Raw genomic sequence first — 20,557 nt, forward strand, 5'->3', positions numbered from 1 at the left:
CATGGCCAAGAGCAATCGTTTCAGCAGTTCGACGACGACCAGCCTGGACAACGACTTCGAGACCGGGGGCTCCACGTCGTCGGGAGCGCGGGAAAAGGTGTCCAACCTCGGCTCCACCGCGAGTCAGCGGATCGACAGCTCACCGCTGATCGCCCTCGGTGCGGGCGCGGCGCTCGGCGCGGTCCTGGGCGCGGTCCTGCCGCGCTCGGAAAAGGAAAAGCAGTTGCTTGCGCCGCTCGGCACGAAGCTGGCGGATGCGGGCACCAGCGCGATCGATCGGGCGCGCGAAACCGGCAAGCAGAAGTTCGACGAAATGGCCGGCGACAGCGTCCGCCAGTTCTTCGGCGCGAGCTCGTCCAGCAGCAGCGATACGAGCAGCAGCAGCAACGACGGACCTAACGCCTAATCGCTTGAACCCTCTCGTCACCCCTGCAGCGCGGTGGGGGTGACGAACGGGGTTGGGCTGCAACCGAACCCTATGCTAACGGCCGGCGCATGAGCAGACTTCACCTCGTCTTCGGCGGCCGGGTCAAGGACCCGCAGGGCCTGGAATTCACCGACTTGGACAAGATCGACCTGGTCGGCATCTACGACAATTACGCCGACGCGGAAGACGCGTGGCGGGCCCAGGCGCAGCGCACGGTGGACGATGCCGAGATGAAGTATGTCGTGGTCCATCTGCACCGGCTTCTCGAGCCGGAAGTGGAGACCAAGGGAGCCTGACCGTTCCGCTCATGCTCAGTAGCCGCGACACCGGTCCATCGAAGCCAAGTGCCTTTTGGGATGCGCCTTCGTCGGCTGCCTAACCTGAGCGCGGTTCAGGCTCCGCGGTAACGCCAGAGCAGCAACGGCCGCTGCAGCAGCAGGCCGACCAGAAATCCTCCGACGTGCGCGGGCGTGGCCAGAAGCACCCCGTCCGCCCCGGCGACGAAGCCGACGCCGATCTGGAGCACGGTCCAGGCCACCGCCAGCCACACGATGTGAAGCACACGGTTGATTCTCGGGGATTGCACGAAGGCCTTCGGACGCCCGAAGCTCAGCGCATAGGCGCCGATCACGCCACTGACCGCGCCGCTGGCGCCGATCACTGGAGCGCTGGCGAGCGGTCCCACCGACCATTGCGCAAGCGCGGCGACGATGGCGCTCACCACGTAGATGATCGTGACGCCCTCGCGTCCGAGGACCCGCTCGACGGCGGTTCCGCACAGCAGCAGCATCAACATGTTGAAGAGCAGGTGCATGTAGCCGCCGTGCACCAGGGTCGAGCTGAAGATGGTGAGCACCGACGGCAATGCACCGCCGACCTGCATGGCTCCGCTGAGGCGCGCCGGGATAAACCCCATCACCATGGACGCCCAGCCGGTCCACCCCGCGAACAGGATGAGGAGCGACACGAGGCTGGTGACGGCCGTGATCACGACGGTGGTCGAGCGCGGCACCTGGTTCATGCGCGACCTCGCTCGATCGTTTGTGACAGCGGCGGGTGAGAGCGGATCAAACGAACTCGATCGCCTCGATCTCGAAATACTTCTCGCCCGACGGGGTCGTCACCTCGACCTCTTCGCCGACCTGGCGGCCGATCAGCGCCCTGCCGAGCGGCGAGTTGTAGCTGATCCGCCCGACCTTGGCGTCCGCTTCCGTCTGCCCCACGAGCTGGTAACGGATCTTCTTGTCGTCCTCGTCGACCAGGCTGACCGTCGCGCCGAACACGACCTTGTCGCCCGACAGCGTCGTCGGATCGATCACCAGCGCCCGGCTCAGGCGATCTTCCAGGTCTGCAATCTGCGCCTCGATCTGACCCTGCCGCTCCTTGGCGGCATGATATTCCGCATTCTCCGACAGGTCGCCATGCGCGCGCGCTTCCTCGATCGCGTCGACGATTTGCGGCCGCTCCAGCTTCAGCCGCTTGAGCTCTTCCGTCAGCTGCTCGAACCCCTCGGCGAGCATCGGAACCTTGTCACTTGCCATGCGGCACACGTCCTTCGTCGTTCAATAATCCGCTTCTGCGCCGGCCCGTCGGCCCGCGTATGAACAGCAGCGGGTATGTGGAGAATTAGTTTTCGAGGGCGGAATAATAGGCCTGCAGGCTGCGGACTTCAAGCGAACGGCCCCGCACGGCCTTGATTGCCCGCGCCACCGCGTAGCTCGCTGCGACCGTCGTGAAGTAAGGCACCTTGCGATTCAACGCGGTAGCCCGAATGGACTGGCTGTCCTTCAGCGACTGCCAGCCTTCCGTCGTGTTGAAGACGATCTGCACGCCTTCATCCACCAGCCGGTCGACGATGTGCGGCCGACCCTGCGCCACCTTGTTGATCCGCTCCACAGGCAGCCCGCGCGCCTGCAGGTGGTCGCACGTTCCGCCGGTCGCGATCACCTTGAAGCCGAGCTCCAGCATCATCTCGACCGCGGGCACGACCAACTCCTTGTCGCTGTTCTTGACCGACACGAAGAGCGTGCCCTCCTGCGGCAGCTTCACGCCCGCGCCCAATTGAGCCTTGGCAAAGGCGATGTCGAAGTCGTCCGACACGCCCATGACCTCGCCCGTGCTCTTCATCTCGGGCCCGAGCACCGGGTCCGTGCCGGGGAAACGCGCGAAGGGGAACACCGGCGCCTTGACCGCGATGTGCGGCGTGCGCTGCGGCAGGGTCTCCGCGGTGGCAAGCGTCTCCCCCGCCATCACCCGCGCCGCCATCTTCGCGATCGGCCGTCCGATCGCCTTGGCGACGAACGGCACGGTCCGCGACGCGCGCGGGTTGACCTCGATGAGATAGACCTTCCCGTCCTTCACCGCATATTGCACGTTCATGAGGCCACGCACCTTGAGCTCCAGCGCCAGCTCACGCGTCTGCCGCTGCAGTTCGGCCACGACCTCCAGCGGCAGGCTGTGCGGCGGCAGCGAGCAGGCGCTGTCGCCGGAGTGCACGCCGGCTTCCTCGATATGCTCCATCACGCCGGCGACCAGCACCTCGCTGCCGTCGCAGATGGCATCCACGTCCACCTCGATGGCGTCGCGCAGGTAGCGGTCGATCAGCACCGGGCTCGAGCCCGACACCTCCACCGCGGTAGCGATATAGTTGTCGAGCTGCGCCGGCCCATCCACCACCTCCATCGCCCGCCCGCCGAGCACGTAGGATGGCCGCAGCAGCACCGGATAACCGATCCGCTCGGCCACCTGCAGCGCCTCGTTGCGGCTGCGAGCGATGCCGTTCTCCGGCTGCAGCAGGTCGAGGCGGCGGACCAGCGCGGCGAAGCGCTCGCGATCTTCGGCCAGGTCGATGCTGTCGGGTGACGTGCCCAAGATCGGAATGCCCGCTTCCTGAAGCCGCGCCGCGAGCTTCAGCGGGGTCTGCCCGCCCAGCTGCACGATGACCCCGCGCAGCTTGCCCCGCTCCCGCTCGCGCCACACGATCTCCAGCACGTCCTCGGCGGTCAGCGGCTCGAAGTAGAGCCGATCCGACGTGTCCGGGTCGGTCGAGACCGTCTCGGGATTGCAGTTCACCATCACCGTCTCAAGCCCCAGCCCGTCACGTCCGAGCGCGAACGCAGCGTGGCAGCAGCAATAGTCGAACTCGATCCCCTGACCGATCCGGTTCGGCCCGCCGCCCAGGATCACCACCTTCTCCCGGTCGGAGATGTCCGCCTCGTCCTCCGGCTCACCGAACAGCGGCGCCTCGTAGGTGGAGTAGAGGTACGGCGTCGACGCGTCGAACTCGGCCGCACAGCTGTCGATCCGCTTGAACACCGGCCGGACGCCAAGCTTGTGCCGGTGCCAGCGCACCTCCTCCTCGGTGACACCCCCGGTCATCGCCCGCATCACCTCGTGCACCAGCCCGCCGCCGCTCGCCGCGACCGCCTCGCTCATGCCCCGCGGAGCGCCAATGGAGCGCAGGGAAAGCTGCGCCAGCCGCGCGTCGGAAAAACCCATGCCCTTCAGCCGCCGCATGCCGGCTGCATCGTTCGGCAGTCCCAGCGCCCGCACCTGCCCCTCGGCCCGCACGATCTCCGCCAGCCGCTCCAGGAACCAGGGATCGAAGCCGGCGATGGCGTTGATCCGCTGCACCGTGAAACCGTGGCGCAGCGCCTCCGCCGCCACCAGCAGCCGGTCGGGCGTGGGTACGCTCAGCGCCGCCTCGATCTCGTCGTCCGACGCATTTTCCAGATGCCGCACCCGGTCGAGACCCGTCAGCCCGATCTCAAGCCCACGCAGCGCCTTCTGCAGGCTCTCGGGGAACGAGCGCCCGATCGCCATCACCTCGCCGACCGACTTCATGGCGGTCGAGAGCACGCCCTGCGCCCCCTTGAACTTTTCGAACGTGAAGCGCGGGATCTTGGTCACGACATAGTCGATCGTCGGCTCGAAGCTCGCCGGCGTCGCGCCGCCCGTGATGTCGTTGGCGATCTCGTCCAGCGTGTAGCCGACCGCCAGCTTGGCCGCGACCTTGGCGATGGGGAAGCCCGTCGCCTTGGACGCCAGCGCCGACGAGCGCGACACGCGCGGGTTCATCTCGATCACCAGCATCCGCCCGGTCTTCGGATCGACCGCGAACTGGACGTTGGAGCCGCCCGTCTCCACCCCGATCTCCCGCAGCACCGCGATCGAGGCGGAGCGCATCCGCTGATATTCCTTGTCGGTCAGCGTCAGCGCCGGGGCGACGGTGATCGAATCTCCCGTATGCACCCCCATCGGGTCGACGTTCTCGATCGAGCAGATGATGATGGCATTGTCCGCCCGGTCGCGGACCACCTCCATCTCATATTCCTTCCAGCCGACCACGCTCTCGTCGATCAACACCTCCGTGGTCGGCGAGGCCTCCAGGCCGGAGCGCACGATCGCGACATACTCGTCCCGGTTGTAGGCGATGCCCCCGCCCGTCCCGCCAAGCGTGAAGCTCGGGCGGATCACCGCGGGCAGCCCAACCTCGTCGAGCGCCGCCATTGCTTCCTCGACCGAGTGGACGATGGCGGACCTGGGCGACTCGAGCCCGATCCGGTCCATCGCGTCGCGGAACTTCTGCCGGTCCTCCGCCTTCTCGATCGCCGCCGCGTTGGCGCCGATCAGCTCGACGCCGAGCCGGTCCAGCGTGCCGTCCTTGAACAGCGCCAGCGCCGTGTTCAGCGCCGTCTGCCCGCCCATCGTCGGCAGCAGCGCATCCGGCCGCTCCGCCTCGATGATCCGCGTCACCGCCTCGGGCGTGATCGGCTCGATATAGGTCGCGTCCGCCAGCTCCGGATCGGTCATGATCGTCGCCGGGTTGGAGTTGACCACGATGACCCGATAGCCCTCCGCCCGCAGCGCCTTTACCGCTTGGCTCCCGGAGTAATCGAACTCCGCCGCCTGGCCGATGACGATCGGACCGGCGCCGATGATGAGGATGGAGGATAGGTCGGTGCGGCGGGGCAAGCTATTCGTCCTTCGCGTAAGCTTCGTTGCCAACGAAGCTGAAATTTTCGATGCCAAGTGCGGGCATGAGCTGCTTCAGCGCACAATCAACAGCCTCGTACGAGGCATCGGCAGGTGGTTGGAGTCGTACTTTCGTGCCGCTGTCCAGCGTCAAAGCTCCATCCGGCAGACGGCACTGGCTGGAGATGCGAGCGATCGCTGCTTGCCTCTGGTCCGGGGAAAGACTGGACCACTTGGAGAAGGCGTCCCCCCGTTGCTTCATCGAGGTCACGGAGCAAGCTGCAAGCGCTGCGCTGACCAGAAGTGTAGCAAGAAGGCGTTGCATCTAGCTCTCGGGAAAGTTGATGGCGTTGACGAACACGGTGCGAAGCCCGCGCGGGCGAGCCCAGCGCGTCACGCAGCTGCGCTCTTGCGGGGAGGACCCGGCCTTGAACAGGAACAGCAGCCTTTTCTCGCTCTCGTCCTGGAACAGCTCGCCCAGCGCGAGGCCGCAGCGGAGAGCGACCGCGTTGAGTTCGTCGATGGTGTGCAGGCGAGCGGGTCCGGTGGTGGCGCAGGCAGCGAGAGTTGCTAACGCGCCAGCGACGATCATAGCCCTGACTCCCTCTCCCCAGCGGGGAGAGGGTCGGGGTGAGGGGGAACAAGGCTCGTGGTTCAAAGACTGACGCCCGTTGCACGCAAGTTGCGACGCAACAGCACCGACGCCGAGCAACGCCTCTGGCACCACCTGCGCGGCAGACGGCTCGAAGGCGTGAAGTTTGTTCGCCAGCTCCCGATCGGCGCTTACATCGCCGACTTCGCCGCGCGCGAGGCGCACTTGATTATCGAACTGGACGGAGGTCAGCACGACCTCGTGACCGACGCCGCGAGAACCCAAGCCCTCGAAAACTTCGGCTACCGCGTTATCCGTTTCTGGAACCACGATGTGCTGCAAAACACGTACGGCGTTCTCGAAGCGATCAGGAATGAGTTGCTGCTCGGGTTCAACCGGAGCGAGTAGATCCGCGCCTCGTACCCCCTCACCCCAGCCCTCTCCCCGCTGGGGAGAGGGAGCTGCATCGCTCGCGCCCCTAGCCCTCTCCCCGGCGGGGAGAGGGTTTGGTGAGGGGAAACGCCCTCCCGTCACTTACCCATCATCCCCACGAACCGCTCGAACAGATAGAAGCTATCCTGCGGCCCCGGGCTTGCCTCGGGGTGGTACTGCACGCTGAACGCCGGCCGATCGACCAGCTCGATCCCGCAGTTCGATCCGTCGAACAGCGACACGTGCGTCTCGCGCACGCCCTCCGGCAGCTCGCGCGAGACCGCGAATCCGTGGTTCATGCTGGTGATCTCGACCGCGCCGTCCGCCAGCCGCTTGACCGGATGGTTGGCCCCCCGGTGGCCCTGGAACATCTTGCTCGTCTTGCCGCCGACCGCGAGCGCCAGCAGCTGGTGACCGAGACAGATGCCGAACAAGGGCTTGCCCGTCTCCAGCATCTGGCGAATCACCGGAATGGCATATTCCCCCGTCGCCGCCGGGTCACCCGGACCGTTGGACAGGAAAAAGCCGTCCGGCTGCTGCGCCATGATCTCGTCGAAGCCGGCGGTCGCAGGGAGGATCGTCACCCGTGCGCCCGCCTCGACGAGCGAGCGGAAAATGTTGCGCTTGGAGCCATAGTCGATGGCGACGACGTGGGGGCGGGTCTCTCGTGAACGCCCTTCAACTTCGCGCGGTGCGCTCCGCTCAGTACGAGCGGTATTCTCCTCTCGCTCGTCCTGAGCGGAGCGTAGCGTAGTCGAAGGGCGCTCTTCCTCAGAAAGATACCCCAGCTCGAGACACCACTTCCCCCCAGACCAGACCTCGATCTGCTCCCGCGAAACCTGCCGAGCCAGGTCCATCCCCTCCAGCCCTGGCCACTCGGCGGCCATCCGCTGCAGCGCGTCCAGATCGAACACCCCATCCGCCCGATGCGCGATCACGATGGTCGGCGGCCCCTCCTTGCGCACGAGCCGGGTCAGCGCGCGCGTGTCCAGCCCGGCAATCCCGATCCGGCCGTTCTGCGCCATCCACTCCGGGAAGTCGGCCTTGGAGCGGAAGTTGGACGGCTCCGTCACCGCTTCCCGCACGATGCAGCCGACCGCATGCGGGTCCGCCGCCTCCACGTCCTCGTCGTTCGCGCCGACGTTGCCGATGTGGGGGAAGGTGAAGGCGACCACCTGCCCGGCGTAGGACGGGTCGGTCATCACCTCCTGGTAGCCGGTCATCGCCGTGTTGAAGCACAGCTCCCCCACCGCCTCACCCTCGGCTCCGAAACCCCGGCCCCAGGCCACGCGTCCGTCGGCGAACACGACGACTCCCGTCGCGCCTGGCGGGGGCGCAGGCGAGGTCGTTGGAGTGGCCATCGGTGGGAGGCTCCTGCTTGGTGTTCGGCAATGTCGCTAAGGCTCCGCAGCTAGGGCCATATCGGCGGCTGGTCAACGGCTGGTCAGGGCGCGTGTTGCTCGCTAGGGCTGGCGGTTTCCGGGGAACGATGAACAGATGATCCGAGACGACATCAAGACCGCGTTGGTCAATGCGATGAAGGGCGGCGACAAGGCCGCGACGGGCACCATCCGCCTGATCCAGAGCGCCATCAAGAACCGCGACATCGAGCTGCGCACCGGCACCGCGCCAGCGAACGACGACCTGCTCGTGACCGAAGTCCTGCAGAAGATGATCAAGCAACGCCGCGAGTCGGTCGACCTCTATCGCAAGGGCGGCCGTGAAGAGCTTGCGGCCGCGGAGGAGGCGGAGATCGCGGTGATCGAGCGGTTCCTCCCCAAGCAGATGAGCGAGGACGAGGCGCGCGCCGCGGTGCAGGCGATCATCGCGGAGGTGGGCGCGTCCAGCATGAAGGACATGGGCCGTGTCATGGCGCTGGTAAAGGAGCGTCACGCGAGCGAGATCGAGCCCGCTCGGGCAAGCGGGTTGGTCAGGGCGGCGCTGTCATAGCTCCCCTCCCGCTTGCGGGAGGGGCTGGGGGAGGGCATGTCTCCACGCCCGAGTGAGGCTGGAGTCAAGGGACAATGCATAGGCCATACGACAAGGCGTATGACCGCACGCCCACGCTCCGATCACGTGAACTGAGGAACAACGCGACGCCGGCAGAGCGGGCTCTGTGGGGACGCCTCCGCAATCGCCAGCTTGGCGGCATCCGCTTCAACCGTCAGGTACCGCTCGGCCCCTTCATCTGCGACTTTGTTGCGCGGACGCCCAAGCTGGTCATAGAAGTTGACGGCGGGCAGCACGCGCTCAACACGTTGGAGGACGCGCGCAGGACGCGCTTCTTGGAGCGTGAGGGCTACACGGTTCTTCGCTTTTGGAACAATGATGTGCTGGAGCGGATGGAGGGCGTACTCGAGTTGATATCGAGCCGCTTGGCGGACATGCCCTCCCCCGACCCCTCCCGCGAGCGGGAGGAGAGAAAAGGCACATGACCCTCTCCCCCGCCTTCCTCGACGAACTCCGCGCCCGGACGCTCCTGTCTGCCGTCATCGCGCCCTCGGTCAAACTCACCAAAGCCGGGCGCGAGTTCAAGGCGTGCTGCCCGTTCCACAACGAGAAAACCCCCTCCTTCTACGTCAACGACGAGAAGGGCTTCTACCACTGCTTCGGCTGCCAGGCGCATGGCGACGCGATCCGCTTCCTGACCGAGGCCAAGGGCATGCCGTTCATGGATGCGGTCAAGGAGCTCGCCGCCAAGGCCGGCATGGAGGTCCCCGCTCCCGACCCGCGCTTCCGAGAGCAGGCGGAGCGCTCGCATGACCTCACCGACGTCATGGCCGCGGCCCAGAAGTGGTATGCGGAGCAGCTGAACGGCGTTCAGGGCGGTGAGGCCCGGGACTACCTTGCGAAGCGCGGGATCAAGCCGCTCACGGTGGAGCGCTTCGGCATCGGCTTCGCCCCCGCGGGCCGCACCAACCTGAAGAAGGCGCTGCTGACCCTCGGCGAGGACAAACTGGTCGACACCGGCATGCTGATCCGCCCCGATGAGCCGAATGCGGATACCTACGACCGCTTCCGAAACCGACTAATGATCCCGATCCGCGACGTTCGGGGACGGGTGATCGGCTTCGGCGGCCGCCTGCTCGGGCCCGGTGAGCCCAAGTATCTCAACTCCCCCGAGACGATCCTCTTCGACAAGGGCCGCACTCTCTACAACCTCGACCGCGCCGGCCCGGCCAGCCGTCAAGCCAAGCGGATCATCGTGGTCGAAGGCTATATGGACGTGATCGCACTCGACCAGGCGGGCATCGCGGAGGTCGTCGCGCCCAACGGCACCGCCCTCACCGAGGCTCAGCTCGAACGCCTCTGGCGCCTGGACCCCGCCCCCATCCTCTGCTTCGACGGCGACAACGCCGGTCAGAAGGCGTCCGTCCGAGCAGCTCTCCGCGCACTGCCCCACCTCGCTCCGGAGCGCACCCTGCGCTTCGTCGCCCTCCCCGCTGGCCAGGATCCCGACGACCTCATCCGCAGCGGCGGCCGCGACGCAATGGAAGCGCTGCTGGAAACGCCCGAGCCCCTTGTCGACCGTCTCTGGCGGCACGAGGTCGACGCGACGCCCCTCACCACGCCCGAGGAGCGCGCGGGCCTCAAGCAGCGCTTGCTCGAGCATGCCTCCGTCATTGCCGACCGCTCCCTGTCGCAACTCTACCGCGAAGAGTGGCTCGGCCGCTTCGACGCGCTCACTGCCCGAGCTCGACCCGTCCTTCGCCGAGAGAACCGCGGCAAGTGGGTCAAGGGCAAGGGCTTTGTCCCACCGGAGCCGCCGACGAGCTCGACCGCTCGCGCGATTGCCAGCACCGGTATCGACCGTACGACCGCCCGCGCGATCCTCACCGGGCTGGCGAATTACCCACAGGCGATCGCGACCCATGCGGAGTTGCTGAGCGGTCTGACCTTCGCCGATCGCGGCGCCTCTCGCCTGCGCGACGTCATGCTGGACGCGGCATACAACGGGGAAATGCTTGATCGAGAACGAATCGGCACCATATTGCGAAGCGCTGGAGCAGCAACTCTCCTCGACGAGGCGAACCGCGGCGGCAGCATGGCCTTCACCTTCACCCGTCCAGACAGCGATCCGGAGCGCGCCACGCGCGACCTGGGGATTGCGATCGAAACGCTGGCAGCGCAGCGGGAGATCGCCGCGGCGCTGGAGGATGCAACCGAACGGCTGAAGACCGGAGACGAAAGTGCGTGGGACGAGCAGCGACGCTTGCACCAGGCGCAGGCAGAAACAACGGAACGGCTGGCGAAATTAACCGCTAGCGACTAAGCGGCGCGACAACATGGCAAAAATCGAAGCAACCGAGACCGAACAGCCCGAGGCCGGAGACGAGCCTCTCATCGATCAGCACGAAGCGGCCATCAAGAAATTGAAGGTCCGTGCCAAGAAGCGTGGCTTCGTGACCGTCGACGAGATCAACGAGGCGCTCCCGCAGGAGCACATGACGTCCGAGCAGATCGAGGACGTCATGTCCGAGTTGTCTGAAATGGGCGTCAACATCGTCGAGAACGAGGAAGGTTCGGAGGACGAGGACGACAAGTCGGCGGACGAGGAAGAGGAAGTCGACCCGCTCGACGACGGTGGCCCGCGCCCCGCTGCCGCGGTCAAGAAGGAAGCCGTCGACCGCACGGACGACCCAGTCCGCATGTACCTGCGCGAGATGGGCGCCGTCGAGCTCCTCTCCCGCGAGGGTGAGATCGCGATCGCCAAACGCATCGAGGCCGGCCGCGACACCATGATCTGGGGGCTCTGCGAAAGCCCGATCACCTTCAACGCGATCATCAGCTGGTCCACGGCGCTGAACGAGGGCCGCATGCAGCTGCGCGAGATCCTCGATCTCGAGGCCATGCTGTCCAAGGGCCCGACGGCCGAGCAGATCAGCGAAGGCGAGGAAGGCGACGGCGACGGCGAGATCAGCGCGTCTGTCGCCGGACCGACCATCAAGGAAGAGGAAGAGCCGGAGGAAGAAGCCTCCGCCGACGACGAAGACGACATGGTCGAACGTCGCACGCCCAAGCCGGCCGAGGAGGAGGAGGACGACAACACCCTCAGCCTCGCGCAGATGGAAGAGCAGCTGAAACCCCAGGCGCTCGAGAAGTTCGCGGAGATCACCGCCCTCTACAAGAAGTTCTCCAAGCTCCAGCAGGCGCGGCTCGACGCCATGGCGGGCGGCCAGCCCTTCCCGCCGGCCGAGGAGAAGAAGTACCAGAAGCTCTCCGAACAGCTCACCGCCGAGGTCGAGAGCGTCCAGTTCCACGCCTCCAAGATCGAGTACCTCGTCGAGCAGCTCTATGCCTACAACCGCCGCCTGACCGCGCTCGGCGGGCAGATGCTGCGGCTGGCGGAGCGTCACCGCGTGCCGCGCAAGGCGTTCCTCGACAGCTACATGGGCCGTGAGCTCGACGACGGCTGGCTCGACAGCGTCGCCAAGGCCGACAAGAAGTGGGCCGCCTTCGCCGCGTCCGAGCGCGACACGGTGGACCGCATCCGCACCGAAATGGCCGAGATCGCTCAGGCCACCGGCATGAACCTGGCCGAGTTCCGCAAGATCGTGAACCAGGTCCAGAAAGCTGAGCGCGAGGCCCGCATCGCCAAGAAGGAAATGGTCGAGGCCAACCTTCGCCTCGTCATCTCCATCGCCAAGAAATACACCAACCGCGGCCTGCAGTTCCTGGACCTCATTCAGGAGGGCAACATTGGCCTGATGAAGGCGGTGGACAAGTTCGAGTACCGCCGCGGCTACAAGTTCTCGACCTACGCCACCTGGTGGATCCGGCAGGCGATCACCCGCTCGATCGCCGACCAGGCGCGGACCATCCGCATCCCGGTCCACATGATCGAGACGATCAACAAGCTGGTCCGCACCAGCCGCCAGTTCCTGCACGAAACCGGCCGCGAGGCGACGCCCGAGGAACTGGCCGAGCGCCTGTCCATGCCGCTCGAAAAGGTTCGCAAGGTCCTCAAGATCGCGAAGGAGCCGATCAGCCTCGAAACCCCCATCGGCGACGAGGAAGACAGCCACCTGGGCGACTTCATCGAGGACAAGAACGCCGTCATCCCGGTGGACGCGGCGATCCAGGCGAACCTCAAGGAAACGGTCACCCGAGTCCTCGCCAGCCTCACCCCGCGCGAGGAACGCGTGCTCCGCATGCGCTTCGGCATCGGCATGAACACCGACCACACGCTGGAGGAAGTCGGCCAGCAGTTCTCGGTCACGCGCGAGCGCATCCGCCAGATCGAGGCCAAGGCGCTGCGCAAGCTGAAGCATCCGAGCCGATCGCGGAAGATGCGGAGCTTCCTGGATCAGTAGCCGAGCGCCCGAGCGCAGCGAAGCCGGCGCGCCAGCGCCGCCTGCAGCAGCGCGTAGAGAGCGCGATGGCCGGCCAGCCTGCCCGCGCTTAGCGGGACAGGACTGACGTCACGGGATTTACTCCCGTGACGGCTTGGTGGAGGCGATCGCCTCGATGGAGCTTGAGAACTTAGTTATAGTGGCTGAATGTACCGCTATGACAATCCGGCCTATTGATACGGTTCAGAAGCTCCTTCTGTCTGCTCCTACTACTTTCGTTGGCGAGTATGAGGCTCAAGACTTCCGATTAAGCCACGCTTGGCCAGGTTACGCTAACGGCAACACACATGGGCGTTTTGTCGACTCACCGCTATCGCGTGATTTCATAGTGCTCGCTTTCAAGACCCAGCCGCTGACTCCAGCTGCAGGCGTAGTGATCCCCAACTATGAACCAACGGGCGAATACGTGGCTGCACTGATGGCCGTTCTATTTGGAAAGAGGTTCGACACGCACGGCGCATTAGAGATGACTGGGCACTTCTATGTGCCAGACCTAAGCAGCACCAGCGAGCCATGCGAGCCTCACATCCCGTTCCATGGCAAGAGGCTAAGGGCAGATTTCCCGGCAGAACTAAATCTAAGTGAACTAAGGCGGCTCGCGCCTCTTCTGGAGACTGAGCCCAAGGAGGCAAGCCTTTTCAACGCCTTTCATACCGCCTCGTTGTTTTATGCACGAGCATTACGAAGCGCTGTTTCCAATCCCGAAGTAGCATATTTGCACCTGATAACGGCGGGCGAACGCCTATCTGAGGTCGTTCCTTTCGATCGGATGGCAAACCTAGATGCCGCAACTCGGAATGCGTTCCATCGCATCGAGGAAGAGATGCAAGGCGGCGACAAGATCGCGTCTTTATTTCGCGGCAGACTTCTTCAGCTAAAGCGGCGCTACTGCAATATGATCTGTCAATCCGTGGACGATAACTTCTTTGCGAGAAGCGAGGCAGATGACGTATGGGGCGCGATTAAGAAGGAAAATGTCGTGAAGCTTGCCGGCGCAGCTTATGACCTGCGCAGTCGTTACGTCCACGCGGGTTCATCTTTCGGCAGTTGGATCAAACCCCGTCGCGGTAATGAGGAGAAGCAGACAGGCAAACCTTACCTTCCGAATGATCGTTCAATGGCAACGATTCTTCATCACGCTCCGACGCTTGTTGGGCTCGAGAGGCTTACGCGAGTGGCCTTGCTTAAAACCGCAGAGAAACTTGGAGTCGAGTTACCACCGCAGAGCTCAAGTGACACAGACCAAGTTGAGCCCTCGAGAAGCTGTTGATGCCTACCTCGAAGCGCCACCACTTCGTCCCCCAGATGATCTTGAACGGCTTCACTGATCAAGAGGGTTGGCTACATTGGTGCCGCCCAGCCGATAGACCGATTGTAGTGCGACCAAGTCGGCCGCTGGAGCTCTTCTACCAAAAGCATCTTTACAGCACGGTATCTGAGCAGGGGATCAAGGATCCTGCCGTTGAGCTTGAGCTTTCTAGGTTCGAAACAGATGCTGCAAGAGTAGTTCACAAAATTGTGCAGGCAGCGATGAGAGAGGAAATTCCCCGCCTCTCGAAAGATGACGAGCAGGTTTGGCATGCCTTCCTGCACTTACAATGGCGCCGCACCCCTGAAGCCCAGATGGCCGCCTGCAGTGACACTGAGCTACTGCAGATGTTAGAAGAGACCTGTGACGAAATGCGCCAACTGCTACCGGGGAGGGCTGCCGAAGTAGAGGCGTTGTCCTCGCCTGAGGCAAAGGCCCGCATGGTGCGGAACGTCCGAGTTGAGGCCCTCCGAAGGGTGAGCGGAGCGGTTGCTGGAATACTTGCCCGGCGCGGCGTAAGCGTCCTTCTGATTAGAAAACGTCACAAGAAGTTTATCATCGGTAGCCGCCCTGTTGTGAAGATTACCCCGAAGGGGAAAACTGATCTGAACGACCCCGAAGTAGAGTTGTGGATGCCCATCGCTTCGCAAGTCGCCGCTGGGGCTGGTGTAGGAGACGGCGGCATTAGTCTCTGGTTTTTGGATGACGATAGACCGATACGGCAATTGAATGAGACGATCGCCGCCCAGAGCAGCATCATAGCTGCGGCGTCAGCAGATTTGGTAAGATCAGTTGCGCGTCCGCGCTGAAGCTTGCCACCGCGGAGCTCAAAAGGCGGTTATCACGATAGGCATCGCGGGCGCTCCTGTTCGCTGAGGTTGCAAGCCGTCACGGGAGTAAATCCCGTTACGTCAGTCCTGCCCGCTACGCTGCAGGCTGGCCGGCTCCTCTAGTCTCTTCGCGCTGGCTCCCATTTGCTTGCGCAAATGCTCACCTGCGCTCGGCTAGAGGGAGCGCACCCTAGGCTCACCCTTTCTCCCCACCATCAGCTCCGTCAGCGCCCACACCATCGCGTCGACACCAACCCCACTTGCCGAATCGTTCCTGTTCTGTTCTCTGGGCCCATGGACCCCGAACGGCTCTCCGCGATTCTCCTCAACGCCCCACGTGGGCTCGTCTCGGGCTCACCGTGCCCGATCCAGGCCTGCGCGAGCGGGCTGCCGATGCGCTGGCCGCAACCATCGTGCGGAAGCTGGAAGAGCCGGTGACCGTAACCGACCGGAACCAGCTCAACCTGCCCCTGTGACGTGGCGGCGAACACGCGACTGGATAGCCTGTCCGATCTCGTCAAGCACAAGGCCAACTTGCGGGTCACGTGCCGGACCTGCGGCAAGATCGTCGTCATCGATGCGGCGCGCTTCGGCCGCTATTGCATGCTCCGGTGCTGGAACAACCAGCTTGAATCCCTTGTCACTCGCCTGGCTTGCAGCCGATGCGGAGCGCGAACGCCGCATCTGAAGGCCACACGGGAGCGGGCTGGACCGGACCCGTTTCCGAAGAACGAGTTGGCGTGGAAGAGGCTGTTTCAGCGCATGCGGGATTAGCGGTTCGGTGCTCATAATCCCCTAACTCGTGGCTCACCCTTTCTCCCGACCATCAGCTCCGTCAGCGCCCACACCATCGCGTCGGCGCGATCCGGCGACTTTCCTGGCCCCTCGTAGCCGCCGCCGGCGATCAGGCCGGTCAGCTGGGCTTCCATCTCCGGGAACTGCCCATGCAGCCGCACGCGGCCCTGCTCGAACAGCATGGCGACCGGCTCGGCCCTCGCTGACTTGCCCACGCTCGCGCTCACCAGCTTGATCCGCAGCGCGGCGTCGGCGGCGTGGAGCACGCTTCGGACCATGGCGCCGCCCTGGTTCTGCTCGGCCACGATCAGCACCGGCGCGGCGAAGGTCAGCTCGGTCGGCGGCGCGGGGATCTCGCCATAATCGAAGGGCGCCCGCTCCGGCCAGCGCGGCTCGATCGGTCGCACCGTCCGCCGCTCCGGCCGCGCCGCCTCCTCGCCCCAACGCCGCGCCGCCTTCGCCACCGCGCGCGCCCAACCCTCGGGCGACACGGCCGTGACCTTGTGGTCGGCCAGCACATGGCCCACGCCTTCCTCGTCCAGCGCACAAGCCACGATCCCGCAGGTGCCGTCGCCGGCCGGCGGGTCCACGCCGATGACAATGCGGCTCCATCGCCCTCTCCCCGGCGGGGAGAGGGTTGGGTGAGGGGGACGCAGGCCGGCGCTCGATGGCTCTACGCACTGGCTCCCGATTGCTGCGCAATCGCTCCCCTGTGCTCGGCATCTCGCAAGCACCTCCACCGTCCACAGCGCGCCGGCGGCATCCGTGATCAACCGGCCCTCCAGCTCCTGCTCGCCCAGCCGGGTGCCGCCGTAGAGCCGCTCCATCGTCTCCACGAACGCGGGCGCCAGGTGGGGGTTGGTGCGGGTGGCGCCGCCGGTGGTGACGCAGCCGGGCTCGGCCATGATCCGCTGCAGCACCGGCCCGGCGCGCGGCGTGGTGGTCACCAGTACGCGGGGGTGCGAGCCCAGCCGCAGCCCCAGCTGCAGCATGTCCCAGCACTCCCCCGGCTTCTCCCACTTGGCGAGCTCGTCGCACCAGGCATGCGTGTGCTCCGGCCCGCGCAGCGCCTCGGGGCTCGCGCCGGAGAAGAGCGTCGCCTCCGCCCCCGACCGGAACCGCAGCAACCGCCGGCTCGGGTGCCACTCGGCCACGAGGTCGCGGGCCACGCTCAGCAGCCCGCTCTTGCCCTCGACCATGATGCGGCGGGCTTCGTCGATGGTCGCGCCGACCAGGGCAATGCGAGGGGGTTCGTGGGGAGGATACACGCTCGTCCTGAGCGGAGGCGCGTCAGGGCCGTAGTCGGATCGAAGAGACCGCAAGGGCAAGGGCGTTGAGACTGAGCCCTCCATGAAGCGCCCTTCGACTACAGCCTCCGGCTTCCGCTCAGGACGAGCGGAATTGGCGGGATCCCCACCCCCCTCCACCAACCCCCGCACCCATTGCGAGCCCGCCAGCGTCTTCCCGAACCCGCGCCCGGCCATCAGCACCCAGGTGCGCCAATTGCCCTGCGGCGCCACCTGACCCGCGTGCGCCCAGGTCGGCCAGTCCGCTTCCAGCGCCAGCACCTCCGCCATCGTCAGGGAGCGGACCAGCTGCTCCTGCCCCGCCTCATCGAGGCCCGCGACCCAATCCCAGAAGCCCGCCTCGCGGCTCACGCCGGGTTGCTTCCTTCCGCCGCGCGTGCCCGCTGCACTCGCGCGATCCGCATCAGGATGCTTTCCTGGACCTCCTCCAGCTTGCGCGGGCCTTCCTTCCAGCCCGACTGGCGCCCACGCCCGGTCACGCTTGCCTTGTGCAACTGCAGGACCTTCAGCGCCGTCTCGACGCTCATCGGAGCGACCGGGCTGCCTTCCGGCGCGGGCTCACCGGTCAGCGCGGCGTTGGCCTGCTGGACCAGCCCCAGTTCCAGCCGCGCATAGCCCTGCTCCAGCGCCGCCTGCCATTTCACTGCGAAGTCGGCCCGCTGCCGTCGCTGCCGGTAAACGGTCGCCGGGGCGACACCCGCTTCCTTGCACGCCTGATGGACGTTGCAGCTTGCGGCCAGGCAGTCGATGAACCGCTCCTCCGTCTCCTCGCACCATTGCACGAAACATTGCACCCGCTGCGCTTCCGCCCAGCGAGTCTTGCGCACGATCGTCCCGATCGGCTTGCGCTCGCCCTTGGCCTTGTCGTTCCTCGCCACTGCCGTCCCTCCCGGGTCAGCAAGCAGCAAGCGAACTCCTACTAGTCAAGCAAAACGAACCATTCCGGTTAGTTGAAGAGCAACGTCACTCCGCCGCGATGGCGTCCCCACGCCATTGGCCGGCTTCACCCGGGACGGGCTCAGCCGGGTCGCTGCCTAGCTCGACGATGCGGTTCGCGCCGTCCACATGCACGATCTTCGGCTGGTACGCCCGCGCTTCCGCATCGCCTAGCACGGCATAGCTGATGATGATCACCAGGTCGCCGGGATGTACCAGATGGGCGGCCGCGCCGTTGATGCCGATGACCCCGCTCCCGCGCTCGCCCGGGATGGCGTAGGTCTCCAGCCGCGCGCCGTTGGTCACGTCCACGATCGCCACCTGCTCGCCCGGCAACAGGTCCGCGGCGTCGAGCAGGTCCTCGTCGATGGTGACCGAGCCGACATAATGAAGGTCGGCCTGGGTGACGGTGGCCCGGTGGATCTTCGACTTGAGCATGGTGCGCATCATGGGCGCCCCTCTACTCGCTGCAGTCCGGCAGGCAAGGCCGCGGCGTCAGGCCGACGCGCCGAGCGCATGCGCCTGGAGGTAGGGCGCCTCGTCCCCCTGCGTGACCCAGTCGAACAGCATGGTCCGCCAGTCGGCCGGTCCCTGCAGCGCGGCCCAGCTGCGGTCCGCGGCGTGCGACAGCGCGGCGTAGAGCTGCGGGTCGTCCAGCACTTGCCGGACCTTGGCGGCGAGGCCGGCCGCGTCCCCGGCGCGAAAGACCGCCGCATTGTCCCCGTCCCGCAGCACCGGCCGGAACATCGGGTGGTCGCTGCAGACGATCGGTGTGCGGGTCGCGATGGCCTCGAACATGGTCAGCGGGAAGCCTTCCGGGAACTCGGGCTTGCTCGGCACGACCACGATGTCGGCACCGCGGAAAAGGCCGACCACCTGGTCGTTCTCGACCAGCCCCAGGAAGGTGACAGCCTCCGCGCAGCCCAGGTCCGCGGCCCGACGGCGGTATTCGTCGAGCGGGCCGGTGCCGGCAACCGAACAGCGGACGTCCAGCCCGGCCCTGCGGAGGATCGCCACCGCCTGCAGCAGCTCGGGCACGCCCTTGTCGGCAATGACGCTGCCGGCGTAGGCGAGCTGGATCGGGCCGCCGGCAGCGCGGGTCTTCGGCGCGAAATCGGCCGGGCTATGCGCGTGCGGTACGTCCCACGGGATGAGCTTGGCCGGCTGCACGCCCAGCGCCGCCAGATGCTCGGTCGACGGCCGGCAATGGTTCGACACCCAGCGGAACTTGGGCCGGTTGAGCAGCCGGACCAGGCGGAAGCGCTCCAGGGCGGGCCGGACGCCGCGCCGATTGTAGCTCGTCGCCATGACGGGAAGCACGCGGCGGCGATCGGCGGCGGCGGCCCCCAGCAGCTTCAGATGCGGGAAGTGAACGATGGATACGTCGGCCTGCTCGTCCTGGAAGGCCCGTACGATCCGCTCGTCGAGGTAATGGCTGGCGCCGAGTTCCACGATGCGGACGTTGGGCGCGGGCGTGCTTTCCCGCGCGGCCGACGACATGAAGCTGTAGGCGGTGACCGCGTAGCCGGCCTTGCCGAGCGAGATCAGCAGCTCCGCAAGCTGGCCGTGCGTCGCATAGGTCTGCTCCTGCCCCTCCAGGTGCCGGCGAACCGCGCCCGCGAAATCGCCGGTATAGAAGTAGAGGGAAAGCTTGTCGGTCATCGGAGCCTTTGGCGACTGGGTTTGCGCGCGTTGTCGTTAGGGAGCGGAGCGAGCGCCGTCTACGCACGATGGGGGTCGATGGTTCGCGAGCCTTGGCGGGTCGTCGAAACGTCCCGATACGGCACGGATCGTAACCTCTCCGAACGAAAGCTTATCAGTCCATAAACCCCGTCTTTACGCGCTTCGCTTAGCTCCCTTGCACTAGGCATGTCGGGCAGCCGACGCAGCGAAGGGGTAGACGATGGCAGGAAACGGGCTTGCGGAGCGGCCGAGGCAGAGCGTCGCCGGCGCGCACGCGGCACGCCTCGCTGCGGCCGGGAGTGCCTGCCACCCGTATGTGGAGGAGCTTGCGGGCCTGGGCATCCCGACGCTTGCGCGGGACCTGGACGACCTCGTCCACCTGCTGTGCAGCTTGTACGGGCGACACCCGGGCCTCATCGACCTGGCGCTGACTCAATGTCCCGCCGGGGAAGTGCACGACTGGCTCAGCGATGCCGCCAACGCGTTCGAGCGCGAGCGGCTGTACCTGGTCAGGCTGACGGCGGCCGTCGGCCCTCTGCCCAGCACGCCAGGCAATGCCGAGACGGAGGCCGCGCTCGTGGCGCAGCGGCACGCCCTTGAGACCCTGGCGCAGTCGGAGCGGACGGGATGCTCGCTCGGCGCGTGCAGTGCCCTGGTGTCGGACTGGCGGTCGATTCGTCCGCTCCTCGACCGGACGGCGGTGCGGGTCGGCGTGGAGCCGCCGGCTTGCGCGCTGCCCGACGAGCCGTCTGTCGCCGCCATCCTCGAGACATGCGGCGCGGTCAGCCCCGCGGCGGAACGGGCGATCCGGTTCGGTGCGGAGCAGCTGCTGCTCCAGCATCGCGCGCTGTTCGACCTGCTCGAAGCCCGCTGCGACGCGCGCGAGGGCTTCTAAAGGACGCAGCCTCGCTCTAGGGCG

21 protein-coding genes are annotated in these 20,557 nt (G+C 66.0%); 11 read left to right on the forward strand and 10 right to left on the reverse strand.

From position 1 onward, the window contains the following. Position 1: 1 nt before the first annotated feature. Complete coding sequence (locus JT720_RS07370) at positions 2 to 406, forward strand: hypothetical protein (protein WP_205480510.1); 405 nt, start codon at positions 2 to 4, stop codon at positions 404 to 406. An 89-nt stretch (positions 407 to 495) separates the two neighbouring features. Beyond that, positions 496 to 723 carry a DUF4170 domain-containing protein gene (locus JT720_RS07375; protein ID WP_205480511.1) on the forward strand — a complete coding sequence of 76 codons (228 nt, stop codon included), beginning with the start codon at positions 496 to 498 and terminating at the stop codon, positions 721 to 723. Positions 724 to 818: 95 nt separating this feature from the next. On the opposite strand, the gene JT720_RS07380 is transcribed toward JT720_RS07375, so the two are convergent. The 5 genes from JT720_RS07380 to JT720_RS07400 form a co-directional block, all read right to left on the reverse strand. Next, complete coding sequence (locus tag JT720_RS07380; protein ID WP_205480512.1) at positions 819 to 1,448, reverse strand: rhomboid family intramembrane serine protease; 630 nt, start codon at positions 1,446 to 1,448, stop codon at positions 819 to 821. A gap of 46 nt (positions 1,449 to 1,494) precedes the next feature. Beyond that, a complete protein-coding gene (gene greA / locus JT720_RS07385) occupies positions 1,495 to 1,968 on the reverse strand; it encodes a transcription elongation factor GreA (RefSeq protein ID WP_205480513.1) in 474 nt (157 codons plus the stop codon). A gap of 85 nt (positions 1,969 to 2,053) precedes the next feature. Then, positions 2,054 to 5,401 carry a carbamoyl-phosphate synthase large subunit gene (gene carB / locus JT720_RS07390; RefSeq protein WP_205480514.1) on the reverse strand — a complete coding sequence of 1,116 codons (3,348 nt, stop codon included), beginning with the start codon at positions 5,399 to 5,401 and terminating at the stop codon, positions 2,054 to 2,056. Between the two features lies 1 nt (position 5,402). Further along, positions 5,403 to 5,672 carry a hypothetical protein gene (locus tag JT720_RS07395; protein WP_205480515.1) on the reverse strand — a complete coding sequence of 90 codons (270 nt, stop codon included), beginning with the start codon at positions 5,670 to 5,672 and terminating at the stop codon, positions 5,403 to 5,405. A 54-nt stretch (positions 5,673 to 5,726) separates the two neighbouring features. Continuing rightward, the gene (locus JT720_RS07400) at positions 5,727 to 5,993 is read right to left on the reverse strand and encodes a hypothetical protein (protein ID WP_205480516.1); all 267 of its coding nucleotides are present in this window, start codon (positions 5,991 to 5,993) and stop codon (positions 5,727 to 5,729) included. 57 nt (positions 5,994 to 6,050) lie between these two features. Between JT720_RS07400 and JT720_RS07405 the strand changes: the two genes are divergently transcribed. Further along, complete coding sequence (locus JT720_RS07405; protein ID WP_336511965.1) at positions 6,051 to 6,401, forward strand: endonuclease domain-containing protein; 351 nt, start codon at positions 6,051 to 6,053, stop codon at positions 6,399 to 6,401. Positions 6,402 to 6,523: 122 nt separating this feature from the next. Here JT720_RS07405 and carA read toward each other — a convergent pair whose 3' ends face one another. Further along, entirely contained in the window at positions 6,524 to 7,786 is a 1,263-nt protein-coding gene (gene carA / locus JT720_RS07410) for a glutamine-hydrolyzing carbamoyl-phosphate synthase small subunit (RefSeq protein WP_205480518.1), read from the reverse strand. Between the two features lie 136 nt (positions 7,787 to 7,922). On the opposite strand from carA, the gene JT720_RS07415 reads away from it, so the two are divergent. The 7 genes from JT720_RS07415 (at position 7,923) to JT720_RS14240 (ending at position 15,393) form a co-directional block, all read left to right on the forward strand. Continuing rightward, entirely contained in the window at positions 7,923 to 8,375 is a 453-nt protein-coding gene (locus JT720_RS07415; RefSeq protein WP_205480519.1) for a GatB/YqeY domain-containing protein, read from the forward strand. Positions 8,376 to 8,449: 74 nt separating this feature from the next. Continuing rightward, positions 8,450 to 8,860, forward strand: coding sequence for an endonuclease domain-containing protein (locus JT720_RS07420; RefSeq protein ID WP_205480521.1), 411 nt, complete (start codon positions 8,450 to 8,452; stop codon positions 8,858 to 8,860). After that, a complete protein-coding gene (gene dnaG / locus JT720_RS07425; protein WP_205480523.1) occupies positions 8,857 to 10,698 on the forward strand; it encodes a DNA primase in 1,842 nt (613 codons plus the stop codon). Before JT720_RS07420 ends, dnaG begins: the two co-directional genes overlap by 4 nt. Positions 10,699 to 10,711: 13 nt before the next feature. After that, positions 10,712 to 12,739, forward strand: a complete 2,028-nt coding sequence (rpoD, locus tag JT720_RS07430) for an RNA polymerase sigma factor RpoD (RefSeq protein ID WP_205480524.1) — start codon at positions 10,712 to 10,714, stop codon at positions 12,737 to 12,739. A 196-nt stretch (positions 12,740 to 12,935) separates the two neighbouring features. After that, entirely contained in the window at positions 12,936 to 14,048 is a 1,113-nt protein-coding gene (locus JT720_RS07435; RefSeq protein ID WP_205480526.1) for a HEPN domain-containing protein, read from the forward strand. Beyond that, positions 14,048 to 14,896 carry a DUF4238 domain-containing protein gene (locus tag JT720_RS07440; RefSeq protein WP_272873181.1) on the forward strand — a complete coding sequence of 283 codons (849 nt, stop codon included), beginning with the start codon at positions 14,048 to 14,050 and terminating at the stop codon, positions 14,894 to 14,896. Before JT720_RS07435 ends, JT720_RS07440 begins: the two co-directional genes overlap by 1 nt. 281 nt (positions 14,897 to 15,177) lie before the next feature. Then, the gene (locus JT720_RS14240) at positions 15,178 to 15,393 is read left to right on the forward strand and encodes a DUF6771 family protein (RefSeq protein ID WP_419555400.1); all 216 of its coding nucleotides are present in this window, start codon (positions 15,178 to 15,180) and stop codon (positions 15,391 to 15,393) included. Positions 15,394 to 15,702: 309 nt separating this feature from the next. On the opposite strand, the gene JT720_RS14140 is transcribed toward JT720_RS14240, so the two are convergent. From JT720_RS14140 to JT720_RS07470, 4 genes are read right to left on the reverse strand one after another with little or no spacing between them, the layout of a single operon-like run. After that, positions 15,703 to 17,370: a terminase large subunit domain-containing protein gene (locus tag JT720_RS14140; protein ID WP_205504681.1), complete on the reverse strand. Its 1,668-nt coding sequence runs from the start codon at positions 17,368 to 17,370 to the stop codon at positions 15,703 to 15,705. Further along, entirely contained in the window at positions 17,367 to 17,927 is a 561-nt protein-coding gene (locus JT720_RS07460) for a hypothetical protein (protein ID WP_205480530.1), read from the reverse strand. Before JT720_RS07460 ends, JT720_RS14140 begins: the two co-directional genes overlap by 4 nt. Positions 17,928 to 17,982: 55 nt before the next feature. Beyond that, the gene (gene panD / locus JT720_RS07465) at positions 17,983 to 18,405 is read right to left on the reverse strand and encodes an aspartate 1-decarboxylase (RefSeq protein WP_205480531.1); all 423 of its coding nucleotides are present in this window, start codon (positions 18,403 to 18,405) and stop codon (positions 17,983 to 17,985) included. A 45-nt stretch (positions 18,406 to 18,450) separates the two neighbouring features. Then, on the reverse strand, positions 18,451 to 19,617 hold the full coding sequence (locus tag JT720_RS07470; RefSeq protein ID WP_205480533.1) for a glycosyltransferase family 4 protein: 1,167 nt from the start codon (positions 19,615 to 19,617) through the stop codon (positions 18,451 to 18,453). A 241-nt stretch (positions 19,618 to 19,858) separates the two neighbouring features. On the opposite strand from JT720_RS07470, the gene JT720_RS07475 reads away from it, so the two are divergent. Continuing rightward, positions 19,859 to 20,533 carry a DUF6975 family protein gene (locus JT720_RS07475; protein WP_205480535.1) on the forward strand — a complete coding sequence of 225 codons (675 nt, stop codon included), beginning with the start codon at positions 19,859 to 19,861 and terminating at the stop codon, positions 20,531 to 20,533. The last annotated feature ends 24 nt before the right edge of the window (positions 20,534 to 20,557 follow it).

Origin of the sequence: Sphingomonas arenae, assembly GCF_016924655.1 — a bacterium.
GTDB lineage: Bacteria > Pseudomonadota > Alphaproteobacteria > Sphingomonadales > Sphingomonadaceae > Sphingomicrobium > Sphingomicrobium arenae.

What these genes read in the sequence shown, in the direction of transcription:
- JT720_RS07370 (WP_205480510.1), top strand. Translation starts at nt 2, where the DNA reads ATGGCCAAGAGCAATCGTTTCAGCAGTTCGACGACGACCAGCCTGGAC.
- JT720_RS07375 (WP_205480511.1), top strand. Translation starts at nt 496, where the DNA reads ATGAGCAGACTTCACCTCGTCTTCGGCGGCCGGGTCAAGGACCCGCAG.
- JT720_RS07380 (WP_205480512.1), bottom strand. Translation starts at nt 1,448, where the DNA reads ATGAACCAGGTGCCGCGCTCGACCACCGTCGTGATCACGGCCGTCACC.
- greA (WP_205480513.1), bottom strand. Translation starts at nt 1,968, where the DNA reads ATGGCAAGTGACAAGGTTCCGATGCTCGCCGAGGGGTTCGAGCAGCTG.
- JT720_RS07400 (WP_205480516.1), bottom strand. Translation starts at nt 5,993, where the DNA reads ATGATCGTCGCTGGCGCGTTAGCAACTCTCGCTGCCTGCGCCACCACC.
- carA (WP_205480518.1), bottom strand. Translation starts at nt 7,786, where the DNA reads ATGGCCACTCCAACGACCTCGCCTGCGCCCCCGCCAGGCGCGACGGGA.
- JT720_RS07415 (WP_205480519.1), top strand. Translation starts at nt 7,923, where the DNA reads ATGATCCGAGACGACATCAAGACCGCGTTGGTCAATGCGATGAAGGGC.
- JT720_RS07420 (WP_205480521.1), top strand. Translation starts at nt 8,450, where the DNA reads ATGCATAGGCCATACGACAAGGCGTATGACCGCACGCCCACGCTCCGA.
- dnaG (WP_205480523.1), top strand. Translation starts at nt 8,857, where the DNA reads ATGACCCTCTCCCCCGCCTTCCTCGACGAACTCCGCGCCCGGACGCTC.
- rpoD (WP_205480524.1), top strand. Translation starts at nt 10,712, where the DNA reads ATGGCAAAAATCGAAGCAACCGAGACCGAACAGCCCGAGGCCGGAGAC.
- JT720_RS07435 (WP_205480526.1), top strand. Translation starts at nt 12,936, where the DNA reads ATGACAATCCGGCCTATTGATACGGTTCAGAAGCTCCTTCTGTCTGCT.
- JT720_RS07440 (WP_272873181.1), top strand. Translation starts at nt 14,048, where the DNA reads ATGCCTACCTCGAAGCGCCACCACTTCGTCCCCCAGATGATCTTGAAC.
- panD (WP_205480531.1), bottom strand. Translation starts at nt 18,405, where the DNA reads ATGATGCGCACCATGCTCAAGTCGAAGATCCACCGGGCCACCGTCACC.
- JT720_RS07470 (WP_205480533.1), bottom strand. Translation starts at nt 19,617, where the DNA reads ATGACCGACAAGCTTTCCCTCTACTTCTATACCGGCGATTTCGCGGGC.
- JT720_RS07475 (WP_205480535.1), top strand. Translation starts at nt 19,859, where the DNA reads ATGGCAGGAAACGGGCTTGCGGAGCGGCCGAGGCAGAGCGTCGCCGGC.